21 protein-coding genes are annotated in these 20663 nt (G+C 37.1%); 4 read left to right on the forward strand and 17 right to left on the reverse strand.

Features of this window, described 5'->3' with window-relative positions; all coding sequences use genetic code 11:
* Positions 1-35 precede the first annotated feature (35 nt).
* Entirely contained in the window at positions 36-971 is a 936-nt protein-coding gene (locus tag AC1PJP_RS17875) for a dihydrodipicolinate synthase family protein (RefSeq protein WP_013198270.1), read from the reverse strand.
* Between the two features lie 542 nt (positions 972-1513).
* Here AC1PJP_RS17875 and AC1PJP_RS17880 point away from each other — a divergent pair.
* Positions 1514-2137 carry a hypothetical protein gene (locus tag AC1PJP_RS17880; RefSeq protein ID WP_192454796.1) on the forward strand — a complete coding sequence of 208 codons (624 nt, stop codon included), beginning with the start codon at positions 1514-1516 and terminating at the stop codon, positions 2135-2137.
* Positions 2138-2211: 74 nt separating this feature from the next.
* Here the strand turns inward: AC1PJP_RS17880 and AC1PJP_RS17885 are convergent, their stop codons facing one another.
* From AC1PJP_RS17885 to AC1PJP_RS17895, 3 genes are all read right to left on the reverse strand, one after another.
* Positions 2212-2646 carry an I78 family peptidase inhibitor gene (locus tag AC1PJP_RS17885; RefSeq protein ID WP_013198272.1) on the reverse strand — a complete coding sequence of 145 codons (435 nt, stop codon included), beginning with the start codon at positions 2644-2646 and terminating at the stop codon, positions 2212-2214.
* A gap of 159 nt (positions 2647-2805) precedes the next feature.
* Complete coding sequence (soxR, locus tag AC1PJP_RS17890) at positions 2806-3273, reverse strand: redox-sensitive transcriptional activator SoxR (RefSeq protein ID WP_192454797.1); 468 nt, start codon at positions 3271-3273, stop codon at positions 2806-2808.
* Between the two features lie 198 nt (positions 3274-3471).
* A complete protein-coding gene (locus AC1PJP_RS17895; RefSeq protein ID WP_005304072.1) occupies positions 3472-3765 on the reverse strand; it encodes a hypothetical protein in 294 nt (97 codons plus the stop codon).
* A gap of 439 nt (positions 3766-4204) precedes the next feature.
* Here AC1PJP_RS17895 and AC1PJP_RS17900 point away from each other — a divergent pair, with 439 nt between their 5' ends.
* Positions 4205-4864: an epoxyqueuosine reductase QueH gene (locus AC1PJP_RS17900; RefSeq protein ID WP_151987667.1), complete on the forward strand. Its 660-nt coding sequence runs from the start codon at positions 4205-4207 to the stop codon at positions 4862-4864.
* 277 nt (positions 4865-5141) lie between these two features.
* Here the strand turns inward: AC1PJP_RS17900 and pdxR are convergent, their stop codons facing one another.
* Positions 5142-6620, reverse strand: a complete 1479-nt coding sequence (gene pdxR, locus AC1PJP_RS17905) for a MocR-like pyridoxine biosynthesis transcription factor PdxR (protein WP_479767940.1) — start codon at positions 6618-6620, stop codon at positions 5142-5144.
* A gap of 111 nt (positions 6621-6731) precedes the next feature.
* Between pdxR and AC1PJP_RS17910 the strand changes: the two genes are divergently transcribed.
* Positions 6732-7187, forward strand: a complete 456-nt coding sequence (locus AC1PJP_RS17910; RefSeq protein ID WP_479767942.1) for a GNAT family N-acetyltransferase — start codon at positions 6732-6734, stop codon at positions 7185-7187.
* A 38-nt stretch (positions 7188-7225) separates the two neighbouring features.
* On the opposite strand, the gene AC1PJP_RS17915 is transcribed toward AC1PJP_RS17910, so the two are convergent.
* The 4 genes from AC1PJP_RS17915 to AC1PJP_RS17930 all read right to left on the reverse strand — a co-directional run bounded on the left by AC1PJP_RS17915 (position 7226) and on the right by AC1PJP_RS17930 (position 10862).
* Positions 7226-8383 (reverse strand): winged helix-turn-helix domain-containing protein, encoded by a 1158-nt coding sequence (locus tag AC1PJP_RS17915; protein ID WP_447500569.1) that lies wholly within the window; start codon positions 8381-8383, stop codon positions 7226-7228.
* A gap of 130 nt (positions 8384-8513) precedes the next feature.
* Positions 8514-9695, reverse strand: coding sequence for a cyanate transporter (locus tag AC1PJP_RS17920; RefSeq protein WP_479767944.1), 1182 nt, complete (start codon positions 9693-9695; stop codon positions 8514-8516).
* Positions 9695-10177 carry a nucleoside deaminase gene (locus AC1PJP_RS17925; RefSeq protein WP_479767946.1) on the reverse strand — a complete coding sequence of 161 codons (483 nt, stop codon included), beginning with the start codon at positions 10175-10177 and terminating at the stop codon, positions 9695-9697. Before AC1PJP_RS17925 ends, AC1PJP_RS17920 begins: the two co-directional genes overlap by 1 nt.
* Positions 10178-10193: 16 nt before the next feature.
* Positions 10194-10862: an ankyrin repeat domain-containing protein gene (locus AC1PJP_RS17930; protein WP_479767948.1), complete on the reverse strand. Its 669-nt coding sequence runs from the start codon at positions 10860-10862 to the stop codon at positions 10194-10196.
* 148 nt (positions 10863-11010) lie between these two features.
* Here AC1PJP_RS17930 and AC1PJP_RS17935 point away from each other — a divergent pair, with 148 nt between their 5' ends.
* Positions 11011-11868 (forward strand): LysR family transcriptional regulator, encoded by an 858-nt coding sequence (locus AC1PJP_RS17935; RefSeq protein ID WP_479767949.1) that lies wholly within the window; start codon positions 11011-11013, stop codon positions 11866-11868.
* Here AC1PJP_RS17935 and AC1PJP_RS17940 read toward each other — a convergent pair.
* The 8 genes from AC1PJP_RS17940 to AC1PJP_RS17975 form a co-directional block, all read right to left on the reverse strand.
* The gene (locus AC1PJP_RS17940; RefSeq protein ID WP_107880245.1) at positions 11865-12818 is read right to left on the reverse strand and encodes a M15 family metallopeptidase; all 954 of its coding nucleotides are present in this window, start codon (positions 12816-12818) and stop codon (positions 11865-11867) included. The genes AC1PJP_RS17935 and AC1PJP_RS17940 overlap by 4 nt on opposite strands.
* A gap of 7 nt (positions 12819-12825) precedes the next feature.
* Entirely contained in the window at positions 12826-13449 is a 624-nt protein-coding gene (locus tag AC1PJP_RS17945) for a hypothetical protein (protein WP_192833592.1), read from the reverse strand.
* Positions 13450-13461: 12 nt separating this feature from the next.
* Positions 13462-14268, reverse strand: a complete 807-nt coding sequence (icmH, locus tag AC1PJP_RS17950; RefSeq protein ID WP_004793176.1) for a type IVB secretion system protein IcmH/DotU — start codon at positions 14266-14268, stop codon at positions 13462-13464.
* Between the two features lie 17 nt (positions 14269-14285).
* The gene (tssK, locus tag AC1PJP_RS17955; RefSeq protein WP_005304041.1) at positions 14286-15650 is read right to left on the reverse strand and encodes a type VI secretion system baseplate subunit TssK; all 1365 of its coding nucleotides are present in this window, start codon (positions 15648-15650) and stop codon (positions 14286-14288) included.
* Positions 15651-15666: 16 nt separating this feature from the next.
* Positions 15667-16761 carry a type VI secretion system protein TssA gene (gene tssA / locus AC1PJP_RS17960; protein WP_174740058.1) on the reverse strand — a complete coding sequence of 365 codons (1095 nt, stop codon included), beginning with the start codon at positions 16759-16761 and terminating at the stop codon, positions 15667-15669.
* Positions 16762-16783: 22 nt separating this feature from the next.
* Entirely contained in the window at positions 16784-19465 is a 2682-nt protein-coding gene (gene tssH, locus AC1PJP_RS17965) for a type VI secretion system ATPase TssH (protein WP_174744339.1), read from the reverse strand.
* Between the two features lie 148 nt (positions 19466-19613).
* Positions 19614-19877, reverse strand: coding sequence for a PAAR domain-containing protein (locus AC1PJP_RS17970; RefSeq protein ID WP_005304032.1), 264 nt, complete (start codon positions 19875-19877; stop codon positions 19614-19616).
* Positions 19878-19893: 16 nt separating this feature from the next.
* Positions 19894-20661 carry an OmpA family protein gene (locus AC1PJP_RS17975; protein WP_005304028.1) on the reverse strand — a complete coding sequence of 256 codons (768 nt, stop codon included), beginning with the start codon at positions 20659-20661 and terminating at the stop codon, positions 19894-19896.
* Positions 20662-20663: the final 2 nt, after the last annotated feature.

The raw sequence follows: 20663 nt of genomic DNA on the forward strand, positions 1-20663 counted from the left end.
CTGAATTGTTGGCCTCTTTTTTTATGAATACTTACTTAGATTTCAGCTGACCAGTTACGGTACCATGTACGGAATAACTCATACTGAGTTTCAACATATTTACGTTGCGATTCGCTCAATGCATCAGTCTCATTAAAGTGTAAGGTATATTCCTTATCACCGTTAAGTACCATTAAGTATTTATAGTAAAGAACAAGATCCGTTCCTTCGTCAAAAGAAGATAAAACTTCTAATGCACTTGATAACTCTTGTGCTAAGCGACGGGCTTTTGCATCACCTGCTGCAGCTTTCTTACTAAGGTCAACCAACAGTAAAACTTCTTTAGGTAAAGCATTACCAATCCCTGTAATCGCACCAGTTGCATTACAGTTGACGAAGCCATGGAAAACTTGAGTGTCTACACCAGCCATTAAAGTGACTGAATCATCTTGTGAAGTAATGAATTCAGCTGCGTAACGCATATCGGCAGCGCCACCAAATTCTTTAAAACCAATTAAGTTTGGAAACTCACGGCGTAATTCAAAAAATAAATCTGCACGAGTTGCAAATCCATAATATGGGCTATTGTAAATCACCGAAGGTAAGCTTGGAGCTGCTTTTAAAATGGCAGAAAAGTGAGCTTTTTGTGCAGCTGGTGATGCCCCGCGTGATAGTACACGTGGAATAACCATAAGCCCTTGTGCACCTACCTTTTCTGCATGAGCTGCATGAGAAACTGCTTCTTTTGAATTAACTGCACCAGTACCAACAATTGTTGGAATGCCAGCAGCAACAAGTCGTGCTACACCTTCTTGGCGTTGAGCTTCTGTCAATAAAGGCCAATCACCCATAGAACCACAATACACTACCGCACTCATGCCAGCTTCAATCAGCTCATGCCCTTTTTTCACAAGCGCGTCAAAATCTGGCTCACGGTTAGGAGTACATGGAGTCATTAGCGCCGGGATACATCCTGTGAAGATATTACTCATAATTATTCCTCAGTAATACAAATAAAAGTCTTGGTAGTCGTACTTTCGAGTTAATCCATCTCAAAAGTTATGGAATGGGATTAATAGCTGCTTAATCATTCTTCATATATCGTATACGATATACAACAAAAAGAATAGTCTTCCTTTCGAAATTCTTTACCGACGGAAAAATTCATATAAAACAAATATTAATTTTAATAATCGAATTAAAAAGCAAAATTTAACTCATATTTTTTTAAAAATTGGATGTAAAAATTTATGGAATTTAAAAATTAGTGCTCAGAATAGAAATTAAATCCGAGTTTATAGGCGCTTAAAAAACAACCGCAGAACATTAGCCATTAGTCGCACCTCCCTATTTTTATTCATTTTTGCTGGTAAAGTGCTTTACATGGTTTGATACAACCTACTTAACTCAGATGCATAATTCACCTGTTCTTGCATCTGATGTTTTTCTGCCTCTAGTCCGCTAGGGGCTTTTTTTTATTATTGATTTAAATGCTGATATATTAAATTTCTAGACATAATTAAAGACAAGAAAAATGAATCGAATTTTTAAATTAAGTATTTTTAGTTTTCCGGTTTTATTGTTAAGTGGTTGTATTGGCTGTTATAACCCGACAGGCTGTAACCGTGATACTTCGCCTTATTTCTATACAAAACAAATCACTCAAGTCAAAGGCGTAACAGTTCCTGTTGGAACAAAACTGGTTTATAAATCTCAAAAGTCCAAACAGAAAGATGAGCAAACTGCCCCCCTTAAAGAAGAACATATAACAGGAATAAAGTTACCAAAAGATAGCGCTATGCTTTGGGGAGGAATGCCCACCAATCATCTCCTTCAATTTGCTAACTCCGAAATGCAGGGATTTACAGCCTACCGAGCACAAGAAGCTCCCGCTGTATATTCCAATCAATTTTTAAAACTCTGGAAAGAATGTGATAGTGATTTAGATATCTCGATCAAAAATAAAAATGACTGGAGCTTTAATCCCGCAAATATGAAAATTATTGGATGTGGAATTAACTATCAAGAAAGAGCTTCATACAACACCAACAATCCAAGCCAAGATAAAGTTGATATTTTTCTCATCAAAATTAATCAGGCTTTGCAAAAACTGCCTCAACAAAAAGAGTATCCAGTCATTCATTATTCCCAAAATTAAAGTCATAAAAAAGCCTGCTGAAATGCAGGCTTTTGTACTTCAAGATTTGGTTTAGCAAACTTTAATTAAACAAATTAACCACAAGTTGCCTGAGTAATTTTCTTAGAAGCAGGATCAATAGTAACTGTAACTCGGTTTGTACGATAATCCATTGTCATTGGTTGACCTGGAGCTACTGTGCGCACAATTTCTGATTTAGTTTTTTGTTTAATTTGATCATCAGTCAGGCCAGATTGCCCCACTAATTTTTGAGCTTCTTCTGCTACACAGTTCGCTTGGTTATCACGGAATAATTTCCATTCTTCAACGACTTGCCCATTTGGTAAATGACAATACCCAACCTGACCATTTGCTTCATTTCTAATTTCTAATTTCCCACCTTGTTCAACACAATATTGGCTAGCTGGGTTTGGTGAACCAATTTTTGGTGGAGTTGAATCTTTATGTTGTACAGACGAACAAGCCGTTAATGAAACAAGCGCTAAGCCAAGAAAGATAGTTTTTTTCATAATTTTTTGCTTCTTACTAAAAAAACTAAAGATATCAAAAAAATTCATGTTTCATATGACTTGTTTACAATAAAAAACTCACTTGAATATTCTAGCAAAATAAATTTAATTTATTGGAAATTAAGATATTCCCAATTAAAAGCCATTTTTTGAACTATTCTATTCAGGTCTTTCTAAAATTCGGGCCCCTGATCCGTCTTGTCCTAAAATATCTTCAGGATTTCTTAATGGACATTGCTCTAACGATAAACAACCGCAGCCAATGCACCAGTCCATCTCATCTCTTAACCGAGTTAACTTTTGAATTCGATCATCCAAATTTTCTCGCCAATGACTCGATAAATCCCTCCATTGCTTAGCTGTTAATTTGCTACCAATCGGATACTGACTCAAAGCTTCTTTAATCTCACTTAAAGGAATACCTACTCTTTGAGCAACTTTAATAATCGCAATATATCTTAAAATAATTAAGGGATAGCGACGTTGATTACCATTCGTTCTTATACTTTTTATAAGGCCTTTTGCTTCATAAAAATGAAGGGTTGAAACAGGAACTCCGCTCCTTTTTGCAACTTCACCCACAGTCAAAACGCGACTAGGGTCTGCCTTTTTATTTTCACTCATCATAATTGACCTCAACTTTACTTGAGGTTTATAAGAGTACGTCTTTGTTTTGTCAAATAAATAACACGGGTTTTGTTATATGTATGTGCCGCTTTTATCAAGCTATAGTTCTTATCGGTAAAAGCAAAAGACAAAAAATGGATTTGATGATTAATCCAGTTCTATTTATAAAATAACTTGCTATCAGTTAAATTTAAAAAATTAGTTTTGTAGAGTACACGGACATCCACAAATCCAAAACATGTTGTAAACGAAAGGCATTGGTGCACCTAATGGATAGACTTTAATTTGCTCAATCTTATACGTTTTTTTACGTGATTCAATGTGAAGTATATTATCGTGACGTGCAATCACAATTCCCTTTTTATAGAATTTTTTCCTTTCATTCTTTGCATCAAATTTATATACCAAAAAGTAAACTTTTTCTCCTACGCTAATCTTTGAATGATTAACCATAATGTAACCATTACAATACTTACATTGCCAATCTTTCATATCTCAAATTATCACACGCTTAAATTAAAAAAACACACTGAATTTTATAGTATAAATTTATTAAAGATATAAATCTAAAGAAATACTTTAATTGAAAAAATAAGGTTTATTTGTGACACATATCACAATAAAAACTTAAAATTATATTCAGATACATCAATCACTTATCAAAAAAAATTTAAGTTTTATTATTTTAAAATATATAAAACCCATCCATAATTTATTTAATCATATAGTATATTTAACAATAACCTTAAGGCTAATTATAAAGATGACTTCAATATTTGGTACAATATTTATTTCATTATATTTAGTTTAGTATTAAATATATTAATAGATAACATTAAATTAATTTCACAGTAAAATTGAAAATAATTCATTTCACATTATATAAAAAATAAATATATAATGAATTGCATTACAATTTAATTTTTTTATTATGCCAACTCAACGTTTAAAATTAGAACTCCCATCTGGACATGATCAATTATTACTTCACTCCTGTTGTGCTCCTTGTTCAGGAGAAGTTATGGAAGCATTAATTGAGTCAGACATTAAATTTTCAATATTTTTTTATAATCCTAATATTCATCCAGTAAAAGAATATCTCATCCGTAAGGAAGAAAATATTCGTTTTGCCGAAAAGCATAATATTCCGTTTATTGATGCAGACTATGACACTGACAATTGGTTTGCTCGAGCAAAAGGTATGGAAGATGAACCCGAACGTGGTATTCGTTGCACCATGTGTTTCGATATGCGATTTGAACGAACTGCCCTTTACGCACATGAACACGGCTTTAGTCTCATCAGTAGTTCGCTAGGAATTTCTCGCTGGAAAAATATGGCGCAAATCAATGACTGCGGAATTCGTGCTGCTGCGCACTATCCTGAAATTCAGTACTGGGATTACAACTGGCGTAAAAACGGTGGCTCAAGCCGTATGATTGAAATCAGTAAACGAGAAGAGTTTTATCAACAAGAATATTGTGGCTGTGTATATTCTTTAAGAGATACTAATCGCTGGCGTATGGGTAATGGGCGTGATCGTATTAAACTGGGTGTTAAGTTTTATAGTAATGCCATGGAAGAAGATTAATTTTTATTTCCCTTTAAGAATTAATTAAGTTATTCAGAACTATATTTATTTTTGATAAAAAAACGGCCACATCTGGAGAATGTGGCCAAAAGGTGTACTAAATAAGCTTTGATGTAGTTAGATTAATTGTGCTAGCTTAAAATAATATTAATTAAAATTAATTTTTAAAAATTTTAATAACATCTCTATTTTCATATAACCAATTGATCATCATAGAAATTCGTATTTAAGCATTTAAAGAACGATTAAATTTATCTAAATAACAAAACTTAGGCTATTATTTTTCTTGTAAATATTGTGCAATTTTTTGAATGTTTTCAATAATTTCATTAGGTGTATGGGCTGCGTAACCAAAAAGTACCGCGGCCTTTTTGGTTGGCATCTGACAATATCTTGATAATGGCTGAACAGCCAAGTTTAGAGCTGAACACTGATCAACAAATTCTTGCTCTGTCCACTTACCTTTTAACCAGCACACTGCATGGATACCTGAATCTGTGGGTTGAACACTAAGTACATCTGAAAGATGCTCATCAATAGCTTTAATTAAGGCTTGTTGGCGCTCATAGCAAGCTTTTCGAACTTTACGTACATGCCGAGCATAGTGACCTTTTTGTATAAATTGAGACAAAGCCACTTGCTCTAAATAAGAACTTCGAACATCGGTATAGTATTTAGCTGCACTAAACGTTTCGATCAATGCTTCAGGCACAACCATGAACCCTAAACGAAACTCTGGAAACATCATTTTGGTAAAAGTACCAGAGTAAATGACTCTTTGCTGCTGATCTAAACCTTGTAGAGCTTGAATGGGATGTGTGCCATAGCGAAACTCACTATTATAATCATCTTCAAAAATCCATTTTTCTTGTTGAGATGCCCAATCGAGTAAAGCAAAACGGCGAGTAAGACTTAAAGTTCCACCTACAGGAAACTGATGTGAAGGCGCGGTATAGACCAGTTTGCTTTTTGAATAACGATGAATAATGTCAGAGACTTGCATTCCCTCTTCATCACTTTCAATTAAATTTACCTGTGCACCAAAACTTCTGAAAATATTAAAAGCAGCGTCATACCCTGGTTCATCTAAACACACCTCATCATTTGGTTGAAGTAAAGCATAGGCCGTTAAATGAATAGCTTGCTGTGTCCCATTTACGATAATAATTTGCTCTTCGTTGCAGTTCAGCCCTCGGGTGGAGCGGACATATTCACAAATTGCCTGACGTAGAGGTAGATAACCACGCGGGTCGTGAAATTGACCAAGCTGATAATACGACTGCCGCCAAGCTTGATTTAATAACTTTCCCCAAAGTTGATGAGGAAATAAATCAACACAACCTACACCTACATGGAACATTTTTTTATTTTGACTTGACCACGACTGCTCTCGCCATGAATCCAATAAAGCTTCAATATTCGGATTAATATTTAAGGATTGATGATTATTTTTAGACGTTTTTTTTGAATTTTCTTGAACATGTATTAACTGATCTGGCACAACCTCAGCAACATAGGTACCCGAACTTGGTTTGGTAAATAAATATCCCTCATCAAGTAATCGTTCAAGAGCTGCCAATACAGAGTTTCTTGAAATTGACATCATCTCTGCTAGGGCACGACTTGAGGGTAATTTTGTTCCGGCAGACAGTCTTCCATCTAAAATAGCATCACGCAAAGCCGAATATAGCCCATCTTTAATCTGGCCTTTTGGCAAAATCAAATGTGGGAAAGATGCCGAAATCGAAGCTGCCATAACAAACTGGTACTGTAAAAAATATCAAAAGTGTACCTTACAAAAATACCACTATCAAAACTACACTCTAGTTGTCCATTTTCCATTACTTTAAAATAGAGTGTAATTATTATGCAAAATCAAGATATTAAAATCATCCCAGTTCAACAGCAGGACTATTCACAATGGGAAAAATATTGGCTTGCTTATCAAAATTTTTATCAGGTAAATTTACCTCTTCATGTCACTAAAGTGACTTGGGAACGCTTTTTCGATGAAAATGAACCCGTTTATTGTGCTGTTGCCAAACAAGGTGAGCAAGTTTTGGGAATTGTGCATTATGTTATTCATCGTTCAACATGGGCAGAAGATAATTATTGTTATTTAGAAGACCTCTATGTTTCACCCGAAGTTCGTGGACAACACATTGGTAAGCAACTTATTGAATATGTGCAGAAGCAAGCAATTGAACACAACTGTGACCGTTTATATTGGCATACTCAAGAAACCAATGTAACAGCACAAAAGCTTTATGACTGGATTGCACAAAAACCAGGGATTATTGAATATCGTATGTCCTTGAACTAAAAAAGTGAAAACACCAAAAGCTGGAGTGCTTTTGGTGTTTAAATTTTTGTACGAATAAGCTTAATCACTTTGTTATTAACAGTTAAACATTGGTTAAATGCTGCGAAACGTTTGAGCTCTTGATCTAGTTCAAAAAAGAAATGCTCTTTATCTTTGATTGTTTTTTCTAGATGCAGGCTAATCACTTCTAATTCTTTGATAGACCGATGAGCTTTACAATCTAGTCGACCTACTAACTCATCTTGATAAAGAATAGGTAAGCAAAAATAACCATATACCCGTTTGGCTGCTGGTACATAGCATTCGATTCGATAATCAAACTCAAATAAAGAAGTTAAGCGGTCACGATGAATAAGTGAGTTATCAAAAGGCGAAAGTATTTTTAAACCAAAATCAGTAGTAAGCTTTTGTTCTATTGCAGCTACATCCACATATAGGGTTTGACCGTCGGCAAGTTTAGCCGCTGATACAACACCAGCATCAACCTGCTCTTTTAGCACAACACGCATAGCCTCTTTTAAATCATTTTTCTTTAAATGAACTAATTGCTTCCATGTAAATGCTCCATGTGCTCGAAGCGTGTTATTAAATAAATACTGCGCATATTCATAAAGCGTGGGCATTCTTAAATCAATATTTTCAGGTAGGCAGCGTTCGGTCAAATCATAGACTTTTTCCATTCCATTACGCTCACAGATCATCAAGTCACCCTGCATATATAACTGCTCAAAAGCACGGCGACCTGGACCTGTATTCCACCAATTTCCCAAACTTTTCTTATTATTCTTATCAATGTCTCGCAGTCGAATTTTACCTTCGGCACGAACACGCGCCAATATTTCATTCATAAGGTGCTGATCACCTCTATTGAAATAACGACTTTCTCCGTTCCTGACAGACATCATGGCAGGCAACGCATAGCGATAATCTTTCATAGGAAGATAAGATGCAGCATGATACCAATATTCAAAAATCTGGCGCTCACGAACCAAACTATTTAAATGATTTAAATCATAGTCTGGCACTCGGCTCCACAATATATGGTGATGAGCTCGCTCTACAACCGATATGGTATCAATCTGTACATATCCTAAATGCTCAATCGCCTGTAAAGTGCCATCCACACCTTTTGTAAATCGACTGGTTTTTCCTAAGCCTTGATTAAATAAAGTGAGCTGTTTTAAAGAAGAAGTCATAGAAATCAAATATTGTTGTATTCATTTAGAAGCGGAAAAATTTCAGTTCTATCCTATCACTATTTCCTAATTTGCTTGTGCTTTAGCATCAGTAATTCTTTATAAAAAGAATCTCGGCCAACTCAACATTTTACAGACTCATCTTAAAATAACTTTTGGGAGCCAATCTAATCACTAAAATAACAACCAATATTACACTGGCTAAATGAAAAAGCCATCCTGCTTTGTAAGTCCCAGTAAAATCATGCAAAATTGCAATAATCCACGGCGGAATTGCTGCCAGTAAAAAACCACCGCCTTGCATCAGTGCAGATAAAGCACCTGCATGAATGGGTTCATCAAAATGGTCTAATGCAACTATAAGCGTTAATGCAAAACATCCTCCTAAGCCAACGCCTAAACAAATTGCCCAAAGCATAGCGGCGATCTCAGGTATAAAAGCCATTCCTGAAAAACCAATCATTTGCATTGCTAACGTAAACCATAGCCATGGACGTCGGTCTTTATATTTCCTAGCTAAAACAGGCAAAATGAGTGCTGAAGCTGCTTGGCTCAAGGCCAGAAGAGCAAGTAATTTCCCACTTTGTGCTGCGCTCCAACCGTGATCTTGAAAAGAAGGTGCTAACCAAGCCACGACTGATGAATAGCCACCATTTACAAGCCCAAAGCAAGCCATTAATAACCAAGTTCGAGGTTGGTTTAATAATTTTCTTACAGGCGCACGATGAATAGATGAGCTAGCTTTTGTAGGTAAAAAAGCCAGCGCCAATATAAATGCAAACAAAGCTGGGACTGCAAAAAAAGCCAGTCCAACAAACCATAAACCCGTTATATTTGAAACTACAGGCGCTAACCATGCTCCCAAGGCACCACCGCCCATAAGCATGGCTGAGTAAAGCCCCATCATCGGACCAATATGTTGGCTAAATTCTCGTTTAATCATGCCGGGAAATGCCGCTTGTATCATCGCGACTCCGAATCCAATCACTATGGCACTAAGAATTAATCCTTCGGCAGTAGGAAATAAAAATCGGAAAGTACACCCCGCACAAATGGTCAGCAATGCACCAAGAATAGCCCTTCTTTCACCGACAAAGTTTTGCAATATTGGCCCAACAAATGCAACGATTCCCATAAGCATCATCGGTAGCAAAGTGAGCAGTGCCACCCCTTCTAAGCTTAAGCCAGTGGCTGTACGAATATTGGCAATCAATGGTCCAATACTTGTGATAAATGGTCTTAAATTAAGGCCCACCAAAGCTACCGTTACAACAAGCATGGGACGAGTCAAAAAGACGCCAGACTGCTTCATTATTCTGAGCCTGAATGATTGGTTTGATAATTCTTCCAATGCACATAAAGATCAGTGCTGTTTTCAACTCTGATCGGTATATATTGAATTTTCATTGATTGCTCAGAAAACGGCTTGGCAAGCTCAATATATATTTCGGCCGTAGACAGACCAAATGGTGTTCCGTCTTCATTAGAATAAGCATAGCTCACCGACTTTATACCGGCTAAACGCATTGCAGCCATACAAATTGGACATGGGTGTCCACTTGCATACACAGAGCAGCCTTCTAGGTTGGCAGATCCTAAAACTTGACTGGCTGCACGAATCGCCAATAATTCAGCATGTGCGGTTGGGTCATTCGTTGTCAGAATCTGATTTACGCCTGAAGCAATAACTTCTCCATTCTTTACAACCACGGCTCCAAATGGTCTGCCACCTTTTTCAATATTGTTATAGGCAAGCTCAATCGCTTTACGTAAAAACTGTTCATCTTTTTCCATCACATACTCTCACTTTCTATTTTGCACCAGCTGCAAGAAGTCTTTTTTCAATTTCGCGGTATTCTCTTGAACGCGCATGTTGTAAGGGAGTTACCCCGTCTTTATCAGCCAAGTTCGGATCAGCGCCTGCTTTTAATAAAAGCTCGACAACGTGTTGATATTTGGGTTCTCCATTTCCCAAAATGATGGCCTCAAGTAATGCCGTCCACCCCAAATTATTGACATTATTAACATCTACACCAGCAGCTATTAATGTACGAACTGTTTCAACATGGCCTCGTTCCGCTGCTGGAATGAGCGCAGTCCCACCGTAACGGTTAATACTTTTTAAATCCGCACCATGCATGAGTGTCATTCTTAGAATTTTTAAATATCCCTGTGCACCAGCATATAAATATGGACTGTCTTGAATATTGTCTTTTGCATTTACATCAGCCCCAGCCTCTATCAGCATATGGGCAGCATGTACATTATTTGCTCTTGTTGCGACCATCAAAGCAGTTGAACCAGTTTCATCTCGCTCATCAATTAAGGTCTTTTGAGATAAAATCTGTTTGATAGATTGAGTGTCATTATTTATCACTGCCTGATGTAAAGGATAATCACCCATTGCATTCGTCATATTTGTAAAACCCAAAGCCCCCAGTGCGACGATCAGATTCATCCATATCAGTGACTTACGCATGGTGGCCTCCCAATAAAAACTTATGGCAAAACATTTTGCAATTAGAATAAGCTTCACCAAAAGTATTTGGAAATTAAATTATTTAATCGATAGTATTAAGATTATGAATACTTATTTCATTAGCTTTTAAGCGTGGTAGTACCCAAGAATGTTTGATCCTCGCCTTTTACGTGCTTTCGTCACTATTTTTGAAACTGGCAGTTTTACCGCAGCTGCCGATCGATTACACCTGACTCAATCAACAATTAGTCAGCAGTTAGCTCGTCTTGAAGAATCAGTGGGACATGCGCTTATAGATCGAACAGCAAGACCTTTCAAATTGACGGTGTCTGGAGAATATCTCATTGGTTATGCTCAAAGGATTTTGAGCCTTCAACAAGAAGCTGAAGCACTACTTAAAGATCCGGCAGGAAGTATTCCTATTCGTATTGGTTTACCAGAAGATATGATGAGTCCAGCAATGGCTGAAGTTTTTGGTATATTTGCCAAAGAGCATCGTTCCATTCGTTTAGACGTAACCTCTGGCTTGAGTCGCAACTTAACAGAACGTTATCGGAATGGTGAATTCGATATTATTATTGTCAAAGAACCTGCGGCCAGTGCTGATCACCACGCTACATTCCCAGAAGAAATGGCATGGTTTCAAAGTGAGAATTCAACAACTACATGGTCTGATCCCATGAGTTTAGTAACCTTTCCTCAAGGCGGACTTTATCGGGATGAGATGTTCGCAACGTTAGAGCGCGAACGGCGACGTTGGTATATTGCCTTTACGGGTAGTAGCCTAGAAAGCGTGTTAGTTAGTGTTGAAACTGGCTTAGGATTATCTTTATTGCCTGTGGCAACAACCCGCGGACGTCGAGTACGTCGATATGATTCATTAGGGACTGTCCCCCCTATGGTTGTTTCAATTTATACATGGGAAAAAGCTGGGATCATTTCCCAGCTTGTAGACAAGATGACAACTGTTTTACAAGAACGTTTTCAATCGACAATAAGTGTTTAACTTACATCATTCAAACTTTCAGCAATCAGTTTTTCAGCCATTTCCTGTGTCTTTCTTAAGCCCGGCATACGGAACTCGGTATGGCCATAATCTTGAATAGATTTCCAACGTCCGCCCCAGGTAAGCCCAACCGATTCAGCAACTTGCCCATATAAACGATAGCCTTGCATAGCCCAAGGGTCTCTTTCAGAAATAACCACTTTTCCATTTCGTTTAAAGGCGACATCTGCTGCCAGACCAAATTGATGATAACTCTGATACCCTTTTGCTTTTGTCGTGTTCGGATTACCTGCCAACATATTCTGACGTACAGGACTACGATATCCCTCTAATAGAACCAACTCATAGCCATATTGTTCTTTCATGATTTTAAAAACCATGAGTAAACGCTGCTTATAACGGGGGTTCATTTTGCTCCATTTACGATCTACTAAACTGGTATCTAAAATAGCTCGCCCATCAAAACTCGTATTATCAATAGGTGAAGAATTAATGGTTCCACTATTTTGAGCAGAATATTGTTGCTCTAATTGGGTAGCCTCTACAATTGCGGCTTCAATTAGGCTTTCATCCACTTCTGGTGGTGGCGATAGTATTTCACCGTTCAAAAGCGCGTAGATTTGAGGATCTGTTTTTTTGAGATATTCAGCTTCAATTCGAGTTGAGCTAATAGGCCGAGTAAAAGCAAACACTAAAATGCTGGCAAACAAGAAAAAGCCTGCAATAACAATCCACCATTGCTGTAAATGCCAATGGGATTGCAGCTTTTCAGGCGCAGCCGCCTGATTCATTGTTTGAGCAAATTGTCTAACCTGATTAAGCTGTTTACGGCCTTGCGGCAGTAATGACAAAACAAAATCTTTGCTTCTCGTCCTTAGCTCATAAGACATTAAAAATGCTAAACCAATTGCTAAGCATGTAAAGCAAAAGAAAATGAGAAAAATCATCATTTGTTCATTAATTCACAGCAAAAGGACTTCTTGTAATTTTAATATCTACCGATGCTTTAGGTGGTTCAACCTCAGCTTCGGGTTCAGCTGGAGCTTTATTCTCAACAACAGGTTTAGCCTGTGCCGCTTGTTGTTGCTGCGGTTTACTCACTGGCTTTTGCTGAGTTGGCTGTACCTTCGGTTGAGTCGTTTTAGCTACGCTCGTCTGTAGTTGAGGCACAACCTGAGCTTTCTTTTCACCCGTGAGCTGTTCATCAAATGGAGAAACTCGCTGTTGATTGACAGTAGCAGGCTTATGCTGAGCAGGTTTAAAGATATTACTTAATTCATTATCTTTAGGTTGTTCAAAGCCATCACGGCTCATTGAATCTGTTTCGTTGTCTTGACTGACAGCAACCTGATTTTGTTCATCAGAAGAATGAGTAGTTTCTTGATTTAAGATCTGTTCTTCTGTTGATTTACTCTCAATTGCTGTTGATTCTGACGAATGCGGTTGAGACAAGAACAGGAATAGCGAGATGCTAACAAACACCCCGGCAATAACACCAATGACAATATAAAGTATTGGTGATTTCGGCTTTTTTTTATTCGATTGTAAAACTCGAATAGAAGTTGGTTTTTCCTGAGCCATTTCGTACCATCATCAAGGTAAATAAATTGTAATATGTGCTTGCTCTTGAGGAGCAGAAATCACATTTTGATAATTAGATAATGCTTTATCATTTTGATTATTCAGCATAAATCTTAGCCCTGCAAAGGTAAGCAATGCAAAAATCAATAAAAAGATCAAAATCCAAAAGAAAGGCACTTCGCGATGAATAATATTTCGTATCTGATCGGGAATGGCCGAGAACGGCGAAAAGGCAACCTTTTTTCCTTTCAAATAGTCAATTTCGTCACCGACTCTTGATACTAAATGGTTGAGACTTTCCGTAGATTCGATTCGGTACTTACCCTGAAAACCTAATAAAAGGCAGTAATGAAATACTTCTAAAGCAGCTAGACGCTCTTTTCCACGGCTACGTAGTTGTTCCAATATTTCAAAGAAACGATAACCAGCTAACTGAGAACCAAACAAGCTCAATTGTAACGGGCTAATTAACCAAGCATTTTGCAAATTAAAATAACTTGGGTCTTGTTGCGTTACGATCGTTTCATCAATCAAAGCACAAAATGCATATTTAGCATCATGAATATCATCAGCTGAAAATTGCAACTTTTTAGCTTGTTGCTCAAATTGATTGAGTAAATTTAAGATTTTTTCACGAAACTGCTGAGCATCTGCTGGCACATACTGATTTCGAATTAAGAAAACCAAATAAAAGCCGTCATGCAATAAATCAATAAGATTGATTGCCTGTAGTTTTGCTTGAGACTGGCTATTATTGTTACCGCCCGTTCCAATTTGCCCATCATCAAATAAAGAAGGAGCACCTGTGGATTGTGACATTTTTCTCTCCTTTATCCTTAAGCGTTCATGACCGCAATCAGTTCAATACTGATATCTTGGAAACCAGCCGGAACATAAATACAAATCGTTTCTGAATCTAACATGCGCTGATAAAGCTCATGATGTGGTTCAATCTCGAAATAACTCACACCAGAACGTACTGGTATTGCAGTTGGAACTTGAATTAAGTGATGCAATGGAATCGCAGGCAATGCAGCAACTACACGTTGTTCTACATCTAAAGTGCTACCGATCTTGAACCGTAAAGGCACAATCTGGATTAACTCATGTGTCTGCATTGCGCTACTTGATACAGCAATATAAAGTCGAGTATCTCGAGTAATCTTATCGGTCTCAAGACTTCCCACCCAATATGAAGGTCGGATCTCTTTAAGCGCAATACTGATGTATCGACTCGAAATAATCGTATCGAGCAAATCACGTAGAATCGTGTCTAACTGCGAAAAACTTTCTTGTAAGTTATGGTGTTTATAGGCAGGCAACTGATCGACATCATATGCCGTCGAGAATGTTAATAATGAACCTGCTAAACGCAATAATTCGAAGAACAAACGCTCTGGATGAATTTGAGGATATTGCACAAAATGATTTAGACCAGCATGAGCTGTATTTAAGGCATTTACCAACCAGAACGAAACGATATCACCTGAACGGAATTCAATTAATTTCTGTTCATTTTCTCGGTTATTGGTTTGAATCGTCTTAATTTTTGCTTTAATAACGTTCAGTGTTCTTTTTAAATTTGAAATAAGTGTTTCAGATGCATCCACATGCAAAATTGGTGGAATAAACTTTCGATCAATTTCAAAAGCACCCGAACTTTGACGTTTAATCTTTCCAATAGGTAGATATAAGAAACCATCTAGATTGTGGTCTGGATTACTATGTACATCTAATAATTTAAAAACAGCACGGCGGCGTAGCAAACTGATATCTGCTTCAGTAGCATTCGTAAATAGATCATGCGTTTCGACAAGATGTGATTGATATCTGCCCTTTTGTGCTTGGTTTTGATCAATTAGATTTTGCTTATTTGCTTGTAAGAGTGGCAATGCTAAATAAATTAGCATCTCACCACGTAAATTAAGATCATCCAATAAAATTGGCTCAGGCAATAAATCATATGCAGGTGCCTGATAAATTTCACCGTCTTGCCAGATCATCTCTACAGACTCAAGAGCAAGAATATGTGTGCTCAATTGAGCCTCATCGAAACTTAATTTCTGAATACCATATGAAAAAGGTACGACCGCACGAACCGTATGATTCAAGCGTTGTTCATGGTAGGTATCTTGAATTTGGAAATGTTGAGGTCTTAAAAATAAACCTTCGCCCCACAGGACTTTTTCAGCTTTAAACATATGTCTTTACCAATCTTTATTCGTATTCATTTTTAGGCTGCACACCTAACATTTCCTGAACCATTTGTAATGGATGCTCATCTTTAATGACTTGCGCTAGCCATTCATGTAACGGCATTTGACTCCATTTAATGGTTTTTTGAAGCATATAACTCACAGGACTATGAGGCTCATTTGCCTGAAAGTAATCCGCAATTTCTTGCAGCACTTTCATTGCTTGCTCACGATTCGCCAAATGTGTTTGAGCTTGAGGCTGAAAAGCAGGCTGTTCTGAAACAACTTGTACAGGCACTTGATTTTCCATAGATGAACTCGTGATGACAGTCGCCTGCTCTTGGACTGGCGTAAGTCCAGTACCAAAAGCTTCTGCTTTATAAATCTTGCGTAATGTGCTGTGAATGGTTTCAAATGCTGAATCAATTGCACCAAAACTTGGTGAGTCGAGTCCCATTAAATGGTCAAGGGTTTGCTTTAAAACATCCCACTCGGTTAAGACTGAGCTAAAATCTTGATAATTAGAATATTGAAAAGTTTTAGACGTATTAAAAATAGCTTGATCGAACTGCTCTAACTCCGATGGTCCCGACTGACTATCGTACTCTTCAGTTTGCTTACGACGAATGTTCTCGTGATATAGAAAATTATCATAATCAAGCAAATTGTAATAAGGCACTGTATTGGTTAAAGAGACTTTCTTCAACAAGCCAGGCAACTGATTAATTAAACCCTGTAATAAACCAATGCGTTGATCTAAGTCATCATCTTCAATAACAGGATGAATTTCCTGCCAGTATTGATTAAGCATGGTATGGCTTAAAGTTAAGCCTTTCGCCATACCTTCAAAACCGTAAAGATGAGTCCAAGCCTCTATGAGCCAAGTTAATAGACGAATATCTTTAGTATTCTCTTTTAGCAAAACACTCGTTTTATTTGATACAAAATCCCAGTCGGCTTGTTTTCGCTCAGCAACCCAATCGCCTTGATCTAGCAATAGATCATCTTGTGTTTTCGCCTTTTTGATTTCATGAAATTCATTAGAAAATGAAAAGTCATCACCACAAGGTAAGCTATCACTAATGGGTTCAAGGAGTTCAGAAATATCAATATTCATCTAATTTTAGCTCTATTCAATTTTAAACTTCTGACTTCAACTTTTTACTGGTCCTTTTTTTAGCAGCTTTTGCAACCGGATCTAGTAAATATTGAATTTCGTCATCTTTAGCATCAATCATGATAATTTTTGGCAACTTTTGCTCTGCTAAAGCCACTAAAATTTCTGTAGCCAATGCAGGTAACACCGTAGAATTTAAAATATTATCAACATTACGCGCACCACTATCGACTTCTGTACAGCGACTTAAAAGTAGCTCTACCAAATCTTCAGAATACTGGACTTGTGTACCGTATTGTTTTTCAATTCTTGCTGTGATCTTGCCTAACTTATGTTTAATAATTCGTACAAGTAGATCGTCATGCAATGGGAAATATGGCACAACTCTCATCCGACCTAAAAATGCAGGCTTAAATTGCTTATATAAACTTGGTTTTAAATGGTCAATCAACTCTTCAGCTGTAGGCCAGTCTTCGACTGGGGTATTTAAGCAAGCTTGCATGATCGCGCTTGAGCCAGCATTAGAAGTCAACAAAATAGTGGTGTTTTTAAAGTCAATTACTCGTCCTTCGCCATCTTCTAAAGTACCTTTATCAAATACTTGATAGAACAGTTCCTGAACATCACTATGTGCTTTTTCAATTTCATCAAGCAACACAACACTGTAAGGGTTGCGGCGAACAGCTTCTGTTAAAACACCACCTTGACCATATCCCACATATCCAGGAGGTGCCCCTTTAAGCGAAGATACAGTATGTGCTTCTTGATATTCAGACATATTAATGGTGATTAAATGCTGCTCGCCACCATATAATTCATTTGCCAACGTTAATGCCGTTTCAGTTTTACCAACACCACTTGGCCCGACCAAAAGAAATACACCTTGTGGCTTATTCGGATCTTCAAGTCTTGCTTTTGAAGTTTTAATGCCTTGAACTAATTGTGTAAGCGCATAATCTTGCCCCATTACACGCTCGCCCAATTTATCTTCAAGCGTCAATATTTGTTTAATTTCATCATTAACCATTTTTCCAACAGGAATTCCGGTCCAATCAGAAATAATTTCATTAATAATTTGAGAATTTACTCTTTCAAATACTAATGGTTGCTGGCCTTGAATTTCAGCAAGATCTTTACGCAGTAAATTAATCTGATCATAAGCTTCAGATTCATTAGAATGATTCTGTGCTTCTAATTCCTGAATTTTATGAACAAGTTCTAATTCTTTTTTCCACTGCTCTTCAGTTTCATGAATCTCTTTTTGCAAAGATTCTAAATTAGCTTTTAAAGTTTCTAATCGTTCATGATGAATTGGAATCTGACGATGTTCATTTTCTAAAATTTGCTGTTCAAGCTTTAAGTTATGCTCTTGAGCCTTTAACTGATCAAGCTTTACAGGTTGGGCATTTTGGGTCAACGCAACACGTGCTGCTGCCGTATCAAGAACACTAACTGCTTTATCCGGAAGTTGACGACCACTAATATATCGATGTGAAGAGTGAACCGCTGTAACAATCGCCTCATCATCAATTTGTAATTTAAAATGCTGCTGCATGACAGGAATCATCGCGCGCAACATATCTACCGCAACTTCTTCGGTTGGCTCTTCTACTTTTACCACCTGAAAACGTCGGCTTAATGCAGCATCTTTTTCAAAATATTGTTTGTATTCTGCCCAAGTTGTCGCAGCAATGGTACGCAACTCACCACGCGCAAGTGCTGGTTTTAAAAGATTTGCAGCATCATTTTGTCCTGCTTGTCCGCCTGCACCAATTAAAGTATGCGCTTCATCAATAAATAAGATAATAGGATGAACCGAGGCTTGAACTTCTTGAATCACTTGTTTCAGACGATTTTCAAACTCGCCTTTAACACTTGCTCCAGCCTGTAAAAGCCCCATATCCAATACATGTAAATGCACGTTTTTTAGGGCATTAGGCACTAAACCTTGAGCAATTTTTAAAGCTAAACCTTCGACCACAGCTGTTTTACCAACACCTGGCTCTCCAGTTAAGATTGGGTTGTTTTGGCGTCTACGCATTAAAATATCGAGCATTAGGCGAATTTCATATTCACGCCCTATAACTGGATCTATACCGCCTTTTTTCGCTTTTTCAGTGAGATTAATCGTATATTGATCAAGTGCAGGTGTTTTAGCAGTTTTGGCATTTGCTACAACCGTTTCTGTTGCTTCAGCTTCACCAGAAGGTGTTTTTGTTTCATCTTGTTGTTCAACACTCTTCTCACAAATTTCAAGAAACTTATGTTTCATTGAATCAATTGGTAAAAGATCAAATAAACTCGAAGCACGAGTCGCAATTTGATATAAATCAGGTGCAGTTAATAACGCAACTAATAAATGACCACTGCGAATAACTGGATTTTGCTCAGCCGAAGCCAATAACCATGCTTGTTCAAACAAACGAACAATAGATTTAGCAAAAATAGGAGTTCTTGAATTACCTTTCGGTAATTGAGAAATTGTTTCTTTTAAATCATCAGCCAAAGCTTCAGATGAAATTTTATATTTCTTTAATAAAATCTTTAAATCATTCTCTAAAGATTGATTAAGTAACTCTAAGAATAAATGCTCAATTTCAATTTCATAATTTTGTTGAATAACACAAGCATTAGCCGATTTTTCTAAAGCAGTTCGCGCAACTGTAGAAAGTTTTGTAATTAAAATTTTTAAATTACTCATCATTACTCTCAATATTTTTAAATAATTTAATGCTTAAAATCATAATGCCTGTATATTAACAAAATTCAGCTTTATCAGACAAACTACTCATCATTTCAAGCGTTAATATGTTTTGGTAGATATTTATATCTATATAAAAATATCTCTGCCCTTATCCTTGATTAACTAAACTCTGTTTTGGCAATAATTTACAGCCGCATGATAATGAATCATTTACACGCGCTGCTGATTTACCCATGACAAGCATATTCGGATCTCCCGATACAATCGTTGCAACTATTTTGTGTAACGGGCAAGTCGCCTTGTCTCCTACACAGGCAATTGCAATTCCATCAATTAAAAATGTACTGTTTCCTGAAATGACTTGCCCTCCACCAGTTGTTGGGCATCCAATCGTAATGTAAGGGCTAGCCATGTTCTTCTCCTTATATTTATAGAACAGTAAACTCAATTCGACGGTTTTTCTTTCTGCCTTCTGGAGAAGTATTATCTGCAACAGGCTTAGATGAACCTAAACCTTCCGCAGATAAATGGTCGGCAGGAATACTTTTACTAATCAAATAGTTTTTTACTGCTAACGCACGATCTTGGCTAAGTTTCAAGTTTTTAGTCGCATCACCTGAACTATCTGTATGTCCTACGATTTTGACTTTTTTACCGCCTACTTTATTCAAGGCAACAGCCATTTCGTCTAAAATTTTTTGACCCGCATCAGTTAAAACCGCACTACCAGATTCAAACTCAATAATTCGATTTTTAAGTGCGTCATCAATGATTTTCTGCTCAGCTTGATTGACTGATAACTGTGAATACAGTTGATATGGTGGCTGTACTAACCCTTGAAAAGATTGAATGGTAGGTTGAATATCTGCTGGATTCAGCATTTTTCCACTTAGCTCAAATCGAGTACCATTTACGCTTAATTTACCCTGTGAAACTTTTTTTAAGTCAGGTGTAATAACTCGTGTAACTGAATCACTCCATCCATTTGGAGCAGCGACAGGTCTCACTTGTATTTTATCTACAACCTGATCAGCACCATAAACAGATTGCATTTTTAATAAGATAGCCTGTTTACTCGCCTCGTTAGGAACCACACCTTCTACAACAATAGGCTGAGCCAAAGCATAATTAGCTATTGCATAGATAAAACAGCCTTTTATGAGCTGTGTAAGTTTAGTTTGATTTCGTTGATTCATTA

The sequence above is a fragment of the Acinetobacter sp. V116_7 genome, assembly GCF_056735735.1.